Here is a 14,100-nt window from a genome sequence, read left to right as displayed (position 1 = left end):
CTAGCTGACCCGCCTGCCCTGCCGCCAGACTCCGCGCACCACAGGCATGTCGCCGATGACTCGCACGCGCACCAGATCGGCACGCCTGCCAGGGGCAATCTCGCCGCGATCGGTCAAACCCACCGCTCGGGCCGGATTGGCCGTGACCATGGCCAGCGCTCGCGGCAGGCTGATCCCATCGACCCGGTCCGGCAACAGGAAGGCGGCCTGCAATAGCGCAAACGGCACATAGTCGGAACTCAGCACGTCAAGCAAGCCGGCGCGGACCAGATCGGTGGCCGAGACATTGCCGGAATGAGAGCCGCCGCGCACTACGTTGGGGGCACCCATCAAAATAGCCAGACCTGCGTCGTCGGCAGCGGCAGCGGCCTCAAGCGTCGTGGGAAATTCGGCGATGGCGATACCATCACTGACCGCCTGTTCGATGTGAGCCAGATTGGCATCGTCGTGGCTTGCCAGCGCCAAGCCTTTCTCGGCGGCATGGCGGACAATGGCGGCGCGGTTGGCGGCCGAATAGCGCTCGTGCTCTATCTGACGGGCATCGAGATAGTCATTCATTTCCGCCTCGGTGCGGCCCATCTTGTCCTTGTAAAAGCGCCGATAGGCGTCAAGGGACTGAAACTGGCGCTGGCCGGGTGTGTGGTCCATGACTGAGGCCAACCGCGTCAGATCATGATCGACAAAGGCTTCAAACTGTTCGAGCACATCGTGGCTTGGCAATTCGCAGCGCAGGTGAATGAAATGATCGACGCGCAGGCGATCCTGATCGCGACCGGTGCGAATGGCGTCAATCAAGCGGGCAACATGAATGCCCATGTCGGGTACGTCCGCGTCAGAGCCGACACGGACAGCATCGAAAACCGTAGTGATGCCTGAGGCGGCAATCTGGCCGTCATGGGCCTGCAGTGCCGCCATGGGGTCCCAAAAGACGCCGGGGCGCGGGCGATAGTGGTTTTCCAGATGGTCGGTATGCAGTTCGACAAGACCGGCAATGAGAAAGTCGCCTTCGAGATCGACCCCGTCGGCGCCAATTTTTTCGCCAATCGCATCAATGTTGCCATTCTCGACGCACAGGCCACCCTCGATCACCGCGTCGGCGGTGACAATCCGCGCGTTACGGAAAGAAGTATCAATTGCCATTATCTGGTGCCTTGAAGTGGAAAATCGGCGATACGGGTAAACAGGCTGCCGCTATCGGCTTCGTGATAAAGAGCCAGCCGATCCAGTTGCAGCGGCGCCTCAAGATCGGGGGCAAACCAGGTGTTGGCGGCGGCACGAATTTCTGACTGCTCGTCGGGCTTGAGCCTGATCGGTCAGGGTCATGTGGAACTGGAACTGATCAAAAGTGTAGGGGTAGCCATAGGCATCGAGGAGCTCTTCCTGACGCGGCGTCAGTCCATTGGCAAGCATTGCCGCGCGCCTTTTGACGGTAAGCGGCGCCCGGAATATTTCAAACTTTTCGACAATTGTCGCGGCAAAATCCCTGACAGCATGGTCGGGGCCCGAGGGCACCAACGCCAGAAAACCGCCCAATTGGCCGATTTCAAGCCGCCCCAGATCAACCGGCGCATGGGTGCTGGCAAATTTGCCAAGAGCGGTTTCCAGATCCTTGCGGGTGGCGCCTGACGCCAGTGCCATCGGCGCCTTGATGGTGGCATGAAAGCCGTAACGGCTGGCCGACTGGGTCAGATTCAGCAGCCTGTTACGATCCAGCCCGGCGACGGGCCCATCGTGGCGTTCCCGGCTTGCGGGGTCACGCCCCAACCAACTCGCCGCGCGGTCCCACAGCGGATGACTGGTGGCTGGTGCATAGTAAATTGCAAAACGTTCCGGCATAGATACCCCCACGAGCGCAGCCCTAGCCTGCGCTGATGTCAGATTTTTGACGACTGGACAGCCACCAACGGCTTAGCCAAAGTGGCACCAAAATACGAGAGCACTAAGAAAATTCATGGATCGCCCCCTACTTGAAGAGCCTGTTTGGTCACGCCGTTGCCATGGCGCAACCGAGCCTTGCGGTCAAAGAAAATTTGCCCGCCAAACCCAAGGGCAAGACCATTGTCATTGGCGCTGGCAAGGCTTCAGCCCAGATGGCACGGGCGTTTGAAAGGGCCTGGGACGGTCCGATCAGCGGGCTGGTGGTGACACGCTATGGCTATGCCGAAGCCTGCGAGTGCATCGAAATTGTCGAGGCGGCGCACCCGGTGCCCGACGAAGCCGGTTATCTGGCCGCACGCCGAATCATGGAGCAGGTTTCGGGCCTTGGCCGTGATGATCTGGTGGTGGCGCTAATTTCGGGCGGCGGTTCGTCACTGCTGCCAGCGCCCGCAGCAGGGATGAGTCTGGCCGACGAACAGGCGATCAATCAGGCATTGCTGGCCTCCGGCGCCCCGATTTCGGTGATGAACCTGGTGCGTAACCAGTTTTCAACGATCAAGGGTGGCAGATTGGCCATCCAGGCCGCGCCAGCGACGGTGGCGACCCTGGTGGTATCGGATGTGCCCGGCGACGATCCAGCGGTGGTGGCGTCGGGCCCAACCCTTGCTCAGAGTGGCGATCGGGCGCTGGCGCGCAAATATGTCGATCTCTATAAATTGAAGCTGCCAGCGGCGGCGGCACACCTTCTGGCGGGTGAGGACAATTTGGCGCCTCGTTCGGATGATCCACGATTTGCCAATAATAGCGTGCGCACCATTGCCTCGGCGGCGCTGTCGCTGTCAACGGCGGCAGCATTGGTACGCCAACGCGGCATCGAAGCGGCGATCCTTTCGGACTCCATTGAAGGGGAGGCGCGCGACGTGGCACAGGTGCATGCGGCGATGGCGCGCGAAGTGAGTATGCGCAACCAGCCGTTCGCCAAACCGGTGGTATTACTATCGGGCGGTGAAACCACGGTAACACTGCGCGGCAAAGGGCGTGGCGGGCGCAATGGCGAGTTCCTGCTGGCGCTTGCCATTGGACTGGATGGCACCAGCGGCATTACAGCATTGGCGGCCGACACTGACGGGATTGACGGGTCGGAGGATAATGCGGGTGCATTTGTGGATGGCACCAGCGCCAACCGTATGCGGGCGGTGGGGATTGATCCGCTGGCCGCATTGGCCAATAATGATGCCTATTCAGCATTTGCCGCGATTGGCGACCTGCTGATCACCGGGCCAACCGGGACCAATGTCAATGATTTCCGAGCGATCATCATTCGATAGGAGGCGTGCATGGCCAAGGCAGTGGGCATCGGTGGCGTGTTTTTTCGCGCTGCTGACAAGGACGGGCTGTCGACCTGGTACGAACAGCATCTGGGCGTGACCGGGCTCTGGCAGACAGAGGCGGGCTATACAGTGTTTTCGCCCTTTGCCGCCGACACCGACTATTTTCCGTCGGCCAAGCAGTGGATGATCAATTTTCGTGTCGATGATCTGGACGGGTTGATCAGCCAACTCAAGGCCGCCGATATTGCAGTGGAAACCCGGCCAGATGAATGGGACACGGTCGAGACCGGGCGGTTTGCCCGCATTCATGATCCTGAAGGCAATCCAATCGAGCTTTGGCAACCGCCAGCGGGCCCGGTGGCCTGATTTGGCCTAAAGCGGCTTCACAATCTGGCGCTGATCTGTTCTAAAACCCGCAAGTTTCGGGGTGTTGGATATGGCCAAGAAGAAGATTGCAGTTATCGGCGTAGGCAAGATCGCACAGGATCAGCATTTGCCGGTGATTGACCAGAGCGACGATTTTGAAGTCGCCGCGACGGTATCGGGGCGTGGGGTCGCGCATGGCGACAAGCCGGTGTTCCGGACGGCGGCCGAGCTTTATACGGGAATGCCCGAGGTCAAGCTGGTATCCATCTGCACGCCGCCAGGCGTCCGCCACGCTCTGGTGCGTGAGGCGTTGGACGCGGGCATGGACGTGATGATGGAAAAGCCGCCCACGACCACCATTTCCGAACTGGATGATCTGGTGGCCTATGCCAGAGCCAAGGAGCGGGTGCTGTTTCAAACCTGGCACTCGCAATATAATGCCGCTGTTGACAAGGCGCGCGACATGCTGGCCGCCGACGGAGTCAAATCGGTGCGAATTGACTGGCGCGAGAACGTGCGCAAATGGCATCCGGGGCAGGACTGGGTGTGGGAGCCGGGTGGCTTTGGGGTGTGCGACCCCGGCATTAATGCCTTGTCGATCTTTACCAAAATCATGCCGTTCCCGGTGTTTGTACAAAGCGCTGAGCTTAGTTTTCCGGCCAATCGACAGACACCGGTTGATGCACAGATCGTATTCAAGTCGGGGCAAATTCATCAGCCGCAGATGAGTGCCGGGTTCAACTGGCTTGAGGAAGACGGCGAAGTGTGGACGATCAAGGTCGAGACCGTTCGCGGCGACAGGCTCTCACTCGAAAAGGGTGGGCGGGTGCTCAAGGTCAATGGTGACGTCGCGGTTGAGGCGCCATCGGAAGAATATGAGCGGATATATGATCGTTTCGCCGTGCTGCTCGAGAACCGGGAAAGCGAGGTGCTGGATGCGCCGCTGCGCCTGACCGCCGACGCGTTTTTACTGGGCGCGCGCAACAATGCAGCGCCATTCGAATGGTAGGCTGAGGACCTTTGGGAGGCTCGGCTGGAGCCCCCGAAATATTATTTCCCCGCGTCGGTGAGGCGCGTCAACTCGGCGTCATCCAGTTCCAGACGAACACCCTTGGCCAAGCTCTCGACCTGAGCCTACCGAGGTTGCCGAGGCGATGGGGGCGGTCACGCCGGGTTGGGCCACGAGCCATGCCAGGGACACTTCGGCGGACGTGGCATCGTGGGCTTTGGCGATATCATCCAGCGCCTTGAGAATGGCAAAGCCCTTGGGGTTTAGATATTTTTCCATGCGCGCGCCACGCGGGCTTTTGTCGAAATCATTGTCCGACCGGTATTTTCCCGTCAGAAATCCCGCGGCCAGGCTGAAATAGGTAATGATGCCAACTTCCTGGTCGATGGCGAGCTGTTGGAGCGGCCCCTCGAATTTTTCGCGGTCGTAAAGATTATATTCGGGCTGTTCGGTCTCATAGCGCGGCAGCGATTTGATGACGGAGGTCTCATGGGCCTTTTCGATCATCTCGGCAGTAAAATTGGACGAACCGATCACCCGCACCTTGCCGGACCGGATCAAGACATCAAAGGCCTCGAGCGTCTCTTCGTGAGGGGTGTCAGGATCGGGCTTATGGCTTTGATAAAGGTCGATATAATCGGTCTGCAAGCGCTTGAGCGAGTCCTCGACCGCCTGTTTGACATAATCAGCCTTGAGGCCCGACTTGTCAGGTGCCATCTCGCCGCCAAGTTTTGTGAAAATATGCAGGCTTTCGCGATTTCCGCGCGCCTTCAACCATTCCCCAATCATGGTTTCGGACTTGCCCTTGCCATAGACATCGGCGGTGTCGATGGCGGTAAAGCCCTGATCGACATAGGCATCAAGCACGTCAAACCCGGTGCTCTGATCCACAGTCCAGCCAAAAACATTGCCGCCCAATACCAGCGGTTCGATAACAAGCTCTGATCGGCCGAGAGGGCGACGTGACATAATAACTCTCCTTGGAAATTGACGCTTGTCAGAGGAACGTCAGTCTTGGCGCTTAGGTTCAATAAGATCCCATTTGTTAGCGTAAAGATCCTCAAATACCGCAACCGTGCCATAGGGTTCGTTGCGCGGCTGTTCAATAAAACGCACACCCTTGGCGCACATGCAGGCGTGTTCGGCGGCAAAGTCGTCGGTTTCAAGAAAGAATGCTACCCGACCGCCGGCCTGATTGCCAATAGCGGCTTTTTGGGCGGAATTGTCGGCCCGTGCCAGCAGCAATTGTGCGCCCGGCCCGTTGGGCGCCACGACAACCCAGCGCTTGCCATCACCCTGATCGTCGTCACTGCGTAGGGTAAAGCCCAGTATTTCACAATAAAAGGCAATCGCCTCATCATAGTCGGCAACAATGAGCGCGACGGTGGCAATGGCTTGGGTCATCGGCCATTTCGAGCACTCTGGTGCAGATGGGTCAAGTCCGCACAGGGGGGCGCGACGGTCAACAGATTGACCAATTGGTCAAAAGCCCATTGCGCTGCCCGCAAAAAAGCGCTTTGCTGGGGGCCAAGCCACGGAGCAATACCGTGGCACACATTCGTTTGGGAGACACAATCATGACATTTATGAAAAGCCTGCTGGCGGCGACCGCCGTGCTGGCATTGAGCGTGGGCGCTGCGCAGGCCAAGCAACTGGTCTATTGTTCAGAAGCATCACCAGCCCATTTCGATCCGGGGCCAACCACTGGCGGCAATGATTTCGACGCCTCCTCGCGTACCATGTACAACCGTCTGGTTGAATTCAAACATGGTGGCACATCGATCGAACCCGCTCTGGCTGAAAGCTGGGAAGTGTCCGATGATGGGCTGGAATATACTTTCCACCTGCGTCCGGGCGTTAAATTTCATACCACGTCCTATTTCACCCCGACGCGTGACTTCAACGCCGACGATGTGATCTTCTCGTTTGAGCGGCAGTGGAAGGAAGACAACGCCTATTACAATTATCTCGATGGCATCAGCTGGGACTATTTCCAGGGCATGGACATGCCCAAATATCTCAAATCCATCGAAAAGGTCGATGATCTGACGGTCAAGTTCACGCTGACCGAACCCAATGCGCCGATGTTGGCCAATCTGGGCATGGATTTCGCCTCGATCATGTCCAAGGAATATGCTGACCAGCTTGAGGCTGCAGGCACCGAGGAACTGCTGGCCAGCCAGCCGATCGGTACGGGTCCATTCGAGTTTGTCGACTACCAGACCGACGCGGTTATCCGCTACAAGGCCTTCCCCGACTATTGGGCCGGCAAGGTTGCCATTGACGATCTGATCTTTGCCATCACTACCGATCCGGCAGTGCGGGTTCAAAAGCTGAAAGCTGGCGAATGCGATATCATGCCCTATCCAAATCCGGCCGATATTGCTGATCTGCAGTCCGATCCCAATCTGAATGTGATGTCGCAGGAAGGCCTGAATATCGGCTACATGTCCTACAACACCACGGTTGCACCGATGGACAATGTTGACGTGCGCAAGGCGCTCAACATGGCCATCAACAAGGATGCGATCATTGATGCGGTCTATCAGGGCGCCGGGCAGCCGGCCGTCAATCTGATCCCCCCACGATGTGGTCCTACAATACCGCAGTCAAGGACGACGCCTATGATCCAGATGCCGCCAAAGCGCTGCTGGAAAAAGCTGGCGTCAAAGATCTGACGCTTGATCTCTGGGCCATGCCAGTCAGCCGTCCGTACAATCCGAATGCGCAGCGTGTTGCTGAACTCATCCAGTCCGATTGGGCTGCAGTTGGGGTCAAAGCCAATATCGTTTCGTATGAATGGACCGAATATCGCGAACGCGGCAAGCAGAAGGATCGCCCAGGTGCCTTCCAGATCGGTTGGACTGGTGACAATGGTGATCCGGACAATTTCTTTGCCACCTTGTTCTCCTGTTCGGCCATCGGGGTTTCCAACTATTCAAGTTGGTGTGACCCAGACTTTGAAAAGCTGATCCAGGACGCCAAGACCACTTCGGACATTGCCGAACGCACCAAGCTCTATGAGCAGGCGCAGGTGGTATTCAAGGAACAGGCGCCTGCCCTGACCCTTGCCCACTCCAAGGTGTTCATGCCGATGAGCAAGCGCGTAACCGGCTTTACGATGGACCCGCTGGGCATCCATCGCTTCGACAATGTCGATGTTACCGAGTAAGACTGATCGTTAGCTGACATTGGGCGGCGCCGTTTCGGCGCCGCTCTCATTTATCAGGGCAACCATGCTCCGCTACATTTTGCATAAGCTGGCACTGATCGTGCCGACCGTGATTGGCATCACCATTGCCTCGTTTGCCTTTATCCGCTTGTTGCCGGGGGACCCGATCCTGGCCATGGCGGGGCAACATGGCGTGTCGCCGGAACGCTATGAAATTCTGAGGGAGCAGTTTGGCTTCAACCAACCCATCTGGACCCAGTATTTTCAGTATGTCTGGGGCGTGCTGCACGGCGACTTCGGCATATCGCTATCGACAAAACGGCCGGTGATCGTTGATTTTCTGTCGTTATTTCCCGCGACGATTGAACTGTCGCTGTTTGCCATGATGCTGGCCATTCTGCTGGGCATACCGGCGGGGATTTTTGCAGCAGTCAAGCGCGGCTCCTGGTTTGATCAGATGACCATGGGGGTAGCGCTGACAGGCTATTCGATGCCGATCTTCTGGTGGGGGTTGCTGCTGATTATCTTCTTTTCCGGCTATCTGGGCTGGACCCCGGTCTCGGGGCGGATAGCGCTGAGCTACTTTTTCCGCCCGATAACCGGGTTCATGCTGGTCGATACGCTGCTTTATGGCAATTGGCCGGCGTTTGTTTCGGCGGTGCGGCATCTGATCCTGCCGGCCGTGGTACTTGGCACCATTCCGCTGGCTGTTATAGCGCGCCAGACGCGTTCGGCGATGCTTGAGGTATTGGGCGAGGATTATGTGCGTACGGCGCGCGCCAAGGGCCTGTCGCCGGGCCGCGTGGTCAATGTACATGCCCTGCGCAATGCTATGATTCCGGTGGTCACCACCATCGGCTTGCAGGTTGGTTTGTTAATGGCCGGCGCCATTCTGACCGAGACGATATTTTCCTGGCCGGGGATCGGCAAGTGGATGATCGAGTCGATATCCAAGCGCGACTATGTGGTGGTGCAGAGCGGGCTTTTGCTGATCGCGCTGGTGGTCATGGCGGTGAATCTTCTGGTCGATATTTTGTATGCGGTGATCAATCCGCGCATAAGGGTGCGCTAAATGAGCCAAACCACAACAGGCACGGAACCGGTCGCGCCAGAAACGCAAAAGCTCGGGCGTGGCGCGGCGCTAGCCGAATTCTGGCACTATTTTTCGATCAATCGCGGTGCGGTTATCGGCTTGGTAGTTTGCATATTGTTGGTGCTGGTGGCGATATTTGCGCCGGTATTGGCGCCTTACTCACCAGACGAGCAGTTCCGCGATGCCCTGCTGGTGCCGCCCGCCTGGGAGGATGGTGGATCGTTGAGCTTCCTTTTGGGCACGGACCCTGTGGGGCGCGACATGCTTTCGCGGCTGATCCATGGTTCGCGCTATTCCCTGTTTATTGGGCTGGTGGTGGTGACGGTCGCTCTCAGTGTCGGGGTGACGCTGGGGGTGCTTGCGGGCTATTTCGGCGGTTGGGTCGATGCCGTGATCATGCGGCTAATGGATATTATCCTCGCCTTCCCATCGCTATTATTGGCACTGGTTCTGGTGGCGATATTAGGGCCGGGGCTGTTCAATGCCATGCTGGCGATCGCGCTGGTACTACAGCCACACTTTGCCCGATTGGCCCGTGCGGCGGTGATGGCGGAAAAAAGCCGCGAATATGTCACTTCGGCCAAGGTGGCCGGGGCAGGCCACATTCGGCTGATGCTAATCACGATTTTGCCCAATTGCGTGGCGCCGCTGATCGTTCAGGCAACGCTTTCGTTTTCCAATGCGATTCTGGAAGCTGCGGCATTGGGTTTTTTGGGTATGGGGGCGCAGCCGCCGACGCCTGAATGGGGCACGATGCTGGCCACAGCGCGCGAATTCATCCTGCGTGCGCCATGGGTTGTCACCTTTCCAGGGCTAGCCATTCTGATCACCGTTTTGGCGATCAATCTGGTGGGCGACGGGTTGCGCGATGCACTCGATCCGAAACTGAAGCGGAGCTGAGGCCATGGCGATGTTGGAAATCAAGAATCTGACCGTGGCGTTCGATACGGCAGCGGGCCTGTTCAAGGCGGTTGACGGGATTGATGTGTCGGTCGACGGGCGCGAAGTGCTGGCGATTGTTGGCGAGAGCGGATCGGGCAAATCAGTGGCGATGCTGGCCGTTATGGGACTGTTGCCGGCCACGGCGACTGTCACCGCTGATGTAATGAACTTTGAGGGCAAGGACCTTCTGGCAATGCCGGCGAACCAAAAGCGCGCCATCATCGGCAAGGAAATCGCCATGATTTTCCAGGAGCCGATTGCCAGCCTCAACCCCTGTTTCACCATTGGTTTTCAGATCGAAGAGGTGTTGAACCAACATATGGGCCTGCGCGGCAACGCCGCACGGCAGCGGGCGGTCGAACTGTTGCAAATGGTCGGGATCACCGATGGGGCCGAGCGGTTGGGGGCATTCCCGCACCAGATGTCGGGCGGACAATGCCAACGCGTAATGATCGCCATGGCGATTGCGTGCGACCCAAAACTATTGATCGCGGACGAGCCGACCACGGCACTCGACGTGACCATCCAGAAGCAGATTCTGGATCTATTGGTGAGCCTGCAGGATCGCTATGGCATGGCGCTGATCATGATCACCCACGATATGGGGGTGGTTGCTGAAACGGCGGATCGGGTGATCGTGCAATATAAGGGCAACAAGATGGAGGAAGCTGACGTCCTGTCGCTGTTTGAAAATCCGCAATCCAATTATACGCGGGCATTGTTATCGGCCCTGCCTGAAAACGCGGTTGGGGATAGGCTGCCCACCGTGGCTGATTTTGAGGACACCGACGGGGGAATGTCTCGATGAGTGTGCCGGTTCTTGAAGTCAAAAACCTTCGGCGCGACTATGTGTCGAGCGGTGGGCCGTTTCGCCCGGCCAAAGTGGTTCATGCGGTCAAGGATGTCAGCTTTACCCTTGAAAAGGGCAAGACGCTGGCTGTGGTGGGGGAAAGCGGCTGTGGCAAGTCGACGCTGGCCCGGATGATTACGCTGATCGACCAGCAGACATCAGGCGAGATCATTGTCGATGGAGCGACGGTGGAGGCGCGTCATGGGGTGAGCGCAGCGCTGCGCCGCAAGGTGCAAATCGTTTTTCAAAACCCCTATGGGTCGCTCAATCCGCGCCAGAAAATCGGCTCGGTGCTGGCCGAACCCTTGTTGCTCAACACCTCGATGAGCCCGGCGGAGCGGCGCGACAAGGCGATGACCATGCTGCTCAAGGTGGGTCTGCAGGAAGAACACTTTAATCGCTATCCGCACATGTTTTCGGGTGGGCAGCGCCAGCGCATCGCCATTGCCCGGGCCCTGATGCTCAACCCATCATTTCTGGTGCTCGACGAACCGGTGTCGGCGCTCGATCTTTCGGTGCAGGCGCAGATCCTCAACCTGCTCAAGGATTTGCAGGACGAGTTCGGCCTAACCTTTGTATTTATCAGTCACGATTTGTCCGTGGTGCGCTATATCGCCGATGAGGTCATGGTGATGTATTTTGGCGAAGTGGTCGAACATGGTAGTCGCGACGCGGTATTTGAGGACCCCCAGCACGACTATACCCGCACCCTTTTTGCAGCGACGCCGCGCACCGATATCAGCAGCATCAAGGCGCGGCTGGCGCGAAAATCGGCGGCCTAAACGGCTGTGCGCCATCGCTGGGCGGTAACGAAGAGCGCCAGATCGTCGGCGCTCATCGGGCGGGCGAATATATAACCCTGCAATATGTCGCAACCCAGATCACCCAGGACGCGAGCGTGGTCCATGGTTTCAACGCCTTCGGCGACCACAGCGATATCCAGCGATTTCCCGATGTCGACGATGGACTGGACCAGGCGCCGTTGGGCTGGATCATTGACGATGGGTCTGACAAGTTGCCGGTCGATCTTGAGCCTCTTGGGGCGCAGTTTTTGCAGCGAGACGATGGAGGCGTAACCGGTGCCAAAATCATCGATCTCGATATCGATACCAAGTTCCTTGATCTGATCGATGTTCCAGCCGACCAGTTCATCCTTCTCATCGAGATAAATGGATTCGACCAGCTCGAACGAGATGCGGCCCGGCGCGATGTCCAATTCCCGCAAGCCGGAAATCAGATCCTCATCATTGAGGCGGCGTAGCGAGACATTGACTGATGCACGCGGCACGTCGACGCCGTTGCGTTCCCATTTGGCCAGATCGGCAAGGGTTTGCTCCAAAACCAGTCGATCAATCGTTGCGACCACGTTCAATTCCTCCGCAACCTGGAGGAAACGATCGGGCGTGCGCAGGCCCTCGGTGGGATGGTTCCAGCGCGCCAGCGCTTCCACGCCAATCAGGTCAAATGATTTGGCGCTGAACTGTGGCTGGTAATGGGTGATGAACTGGTTTTGCTCGATGCCACTCAGGATCTGATCGGCAACGCGTTTGGTATGGACGACCTGGGCCTGAAGGGCCTTGGTGAAGAACTCATAGCGATTGCGACCGCGCGCCTTGGCGCGATAAAGCGCAATATCAGCATCGACCAGCAGACGTTTGACATCAATCTCGCCCTCGCACTCCATGGCAATACCAATGCTGACGCCAAAGCGACATTCGTGACCCTGATAGTAAGCTGGCTGACGCATCTGGCCGACGATGGCCTGTGCCATATCGGCCAGGCGTCCCTGACCATCGGCGACGCTGGAAACAACAACAAATTCATCACCGCCGATCCTGGCCACAAAATCGCCGGGCCGGGCATGACGGCGCAGGATGGTAGCGGCGTGGATCAACATCGCGTCGCCCGCTGCATGCCCAAGGGTGTCGTTGATCTGCTTGAAACGGTCCAGATCGATATGAAGCAAGCCTATGCTGCCGGTATCGTCAAAGCCATTGGCGGCATGAGCGCGCAGGGTTTCGTCGAGATAACGCCGGTTGGGCAGGCCGGTCAGACTATCGTGCAAGGCGGTATGCTCAATGCGCACCTTGGCAATTTCAAGTTCACGGTTGCGTGCCTCAGTCAAACTGTTGGCGCGTTTGAGTTCGTCGTTGAGCGCAACATCGGTCGTTACGTCCCAATTGACCCCAACGATACGGGGCGTCTCGCCTTCGGAGGTATAAACCGTACCAATGCCGCGGATGTGACGCACGCTGGCGTCCGGCAATATGACGCGAAAGTCAGAAAAATACTCGCCAGTTTGATGTGCATGATCAAACTCTTCTACGGCACGGCCTGCATCGTCTGGGTGCAGGCGGTCAAGCCAACGGTGGATGGTGTCGGGTGCCACCTGATCGGTCCAGCCATACATTTCGTCCATCCGCTTGTCCCAAAGCAGTTCGCCGGTGACCAGATCAAGTTCCCACACGCCGATCCTTGAGGCGCCAAGCGCCAGGCTCAATCGCCTGGACACGCGCGACAGGTCGATCTCGCGGCGCCCGAGTTCGCGAATATTGTCGTGACGCTCGATCATCAAGCGCGTAACCACAAAGCCCGGGATAAAAAGCAGACCCCAGAACAGCGCAATCATGGTTCGAAAAACGATGGTGTTGTTTGGAACGGCATCCCAGCCACCCTTTGGGACGGCCGATATCTCCCAAGAGCCGGTCGGCAGACTAACCGCTGAGGTAATCGGATCATCAGATGCGCTCAGGTCGGGTCCGAAAAAACGTGCCCCGAGATGACCAGTCGCGTCCTTGCCGGCAATGGAGATGTCGATGGGCAGTTGGGGATCCAGAAGGCCGCTGTCGGCATAGAGTTGACGGACATCGAGTACGGACGAAATTATGCCCCAGAAGGCATTATTTTCGCCGTAATGTACCGGGAATCGACCCAGTAAGGCGGTACCGCCCTGCACAAGCTCAACTGGACCAGCCAAAACCATCTGCCCGGTGTTACGGGCGCGCAACACCGCATCGCGCTGGGTTGGGCTGGTGAGATAGTTCAGCCCGATGGCTTTTTCGTTGCCAGTACGAGGATAGGTCGCGGTGACGACCAGATCGGGCGCCATGGCGATCGAACGCAAAGCACTGGATTGTGAGAGCAGATTTTGCGCGAGGTGAGAAAATTCGGTCGTGCTCAAATGCGGGTGGCTGGCGATAACGCCAGCCAGACCGCGAACCAATTGAATATCGCCGTTGATATTGCCTTCGAGTTTGGCGCGCACAACCGACAAATTGTTGAGCACCATGGTGCGGGCGCGCTGATGGACGACATTGGTGTTTTGCAGATCGGCGAAAATGCCAGCAGCAATGACGATAAGGCCTGCAGCAATAACCAACGCCTGCAAACGTCGGCGACCAAGCGCCCGGGCCCATCCGGTTTCACTGTACTTTCTAGCCACTGTACCCTCAGTCGACC

11 protein-coding genes and 2 pseudogenes are annotated in these 14,100 nt (G+C 58.0%); 8 read left to right on the top strand and 5 right to left on the bottom strand.

The window, feature by feature from the left end; translation table 11 throughout:
- Together PSQ19_RS16010 and PSQ19_RS16005 are read right to left on the bottom strand one after the other, a co-directional pair.
- Window positions 1–1,140 carry an alpha-D-ribose 1-methylphosphonate 5-triphosphate diphosphatase gene (locus PSQ19_RS16010; protein WP_282218552.1) on the bottom strand — a complete coding sequence of 380 codons (1,140 nt, stop codon included), beginning with the start codon at window positions 1,138–1,140 and terminating at the stop codon, window positions 1–3.
- A 99-nt stretch (window positions 1,141–1,239) separates the two neighbouring features.
- A complete protein-coding gene (locus PSQ19_RS16005; RefSeq protein WP_282218551.1) occupies window positions 1,240–1,836 on the bottom strand; it encodes a DUF1045 domain-containing protein in 597 nt (198 codons plus the stop codon).
- Between the two features lie 131 nt (window positions 1,837–1,967).
- Between PSQ19_RS16005 and PSQ19_RS16000 the strand changes: the two genes are divergently transcribed.
- From PSQ19_RS16000 to PSQ19_RS15990, 3 genes are all read left to right on the top strand, one after another.
- Window positions 1,968–3,206: a glycerate kinase type-2 family protein gene (locus tag PSQ19_RS16000; protein ID WP_328517676.1), complete on the top strand. Its 1,239-nt coding sequence runs from the start codon at window positions 1,968–1,970 to the stop codon at window positions 3,204–3,206.
- 9 nt (window positions 3,207–3,215) lie between these two features.
- Complete coding sequence (locus tag PSQ19_RS15995) at window positions 3,216–3,575, top strand: VOC family protein (RefSeq protein ID WP_282218550.1); 360 nt, start codon at window positions 3,216–3,218, stop codon at window positions 3,573–3,575.
- Window positions 3,576–3,645: 70 nt separating this feature from the next.
- On the top strand, window positions 3,646–4,584 hold the full coding sequence (locus tag PSQ19_RS15990) for a Gfo/Idh/MocA family protein (protein WP_282218549.1): 939 nt from the start codon (window positions 3,646–3,648) through the stop codon (window positions 4,582–4,584).
- 41 nt (window positions 4,585–4,625) lie between these two features.
- Here PSQ19_RS15990 and PSQ19_RS15985 read toward each other — a convergent pair.
- Both PSQ19_RS15985 and PSQ19_RS15980 read right to left on the bottom strand, forming a co-directional pair.
- Window positions 4,626–5,553 (bottom strand): annotated as a pseudogene (locus PSQ19_RS15985) (aldo/keto reductase).
- 39 nt (window positions 5,554–5,592) lie between these two features.
- Entirely contained in the window at window positions 5,593–5,988 is a 396-nt protein-coding gene (locus tag PSQ19_RS15980) for a VOC family protein (protein ID WP_282218547.1), read from the bottom strand.
- Between the two features lie 173 nt (window positions 5,989–6,161).
- Here PSQ19_RS15980 and PSQ19_RS15975 point away from each other — a divergent pair.
- The 5 genes and pseudogenes from PSQ19_RS15975 to PSQ19_RS15955 all read left to right on the top strand — a co-directional run bounded on the left by PSQ19_RS15975 (window position 6,162) and on the right by PSQ19_RS15955 (window position 11,423).
- Window positions 6,162–7,756: pseudogene (locus tag PSQ19_RS15975) on the top strand (ABC transporter substrate-binding protein).
- 64 nt (window positions 7,757–7,820) lie between these two features.
- Window positions 7,821–8,828: an ABC transporter permease subunit gene (locus PSQ19_RS15970; RefSeq protein ID WP_282218546.1), complete on the top strand. Its 1,008-nt coding sequence runs from the start codon at window positions 7,821–7,823 to the stop codon at window positions 8,826–8,828.
- Complete coding sequence (locus PSQ19_RS15965; protein ID WP_282218545.1) at window positions 8,829–9,749, top strand: ABC transporter permease subunit; 921 nt, start codon at window positions 8,829–8,831, stop codon at window positions 9,747–9,749.
- A 4-nt stretch (window positions 9,750–9,753) separates the two neighbouring features.
- Window positions 9,754–10,599 carry an ABC transporter ATP-binding protein gene (locus PSQ19_RS15960; RefSeq protein WP_282218544.1) on the top strand — a complete coding sequence of 282 codons (846 nt, stop codon included), beginning with the start codon at window positions 9,754–9,756 and terminating at the stop codon, window positions 10,597–10,599.
- Window positions 10,596–11,423 (top strand): ABC transporter ATP-binding protein, encoded by an 828-nt coding sequence (locus tag PSQ19_RS15955; RefSeq protein WP_282218543.1) that lies wholly within the window; start codon window positions 10,596–10,598, stop codon window positions 11,421–11,423. The genes PSQ19_RS15960 and PSQ19_RS15955 overlap by 4 nt, the downstream gene beginning before the upstream one ends.
- Here the strand turns inward: PSQ19_RS15955 and PSQ19_RS15950 are convergent.
- Window positions 11,420–14,083, bottom strand: a complete 2,664-nt coding sequence (locus PSQ19_RS15950) for a bifunctional diguanylate cyclase/phosphodiesterase (protein ID WP_282218542.1) — start codon at window positions 14,081–14,083, stop codon at window positions 11,420–11,422. The genes PSQ19_RS15955 and PSQ19_RS15950 overlap by 4 nt on opposite strands.
- Between the last annotated feature and the right edge of the window lie 17 nt (window positions 14,084–14,100).

Origin of the sequence: Devosia algicola (genome assembly GCF_028816455.1) — a bacterium.
GTDB lineage: Bacteria > Pseudomonadota > Alphaproteobacteria > Rhizobiales > Devosiaceae > Devosia > Devosia algicola.
This window is presented reverse-complemented; position numbering and strand designations above follow the sequence as displayed.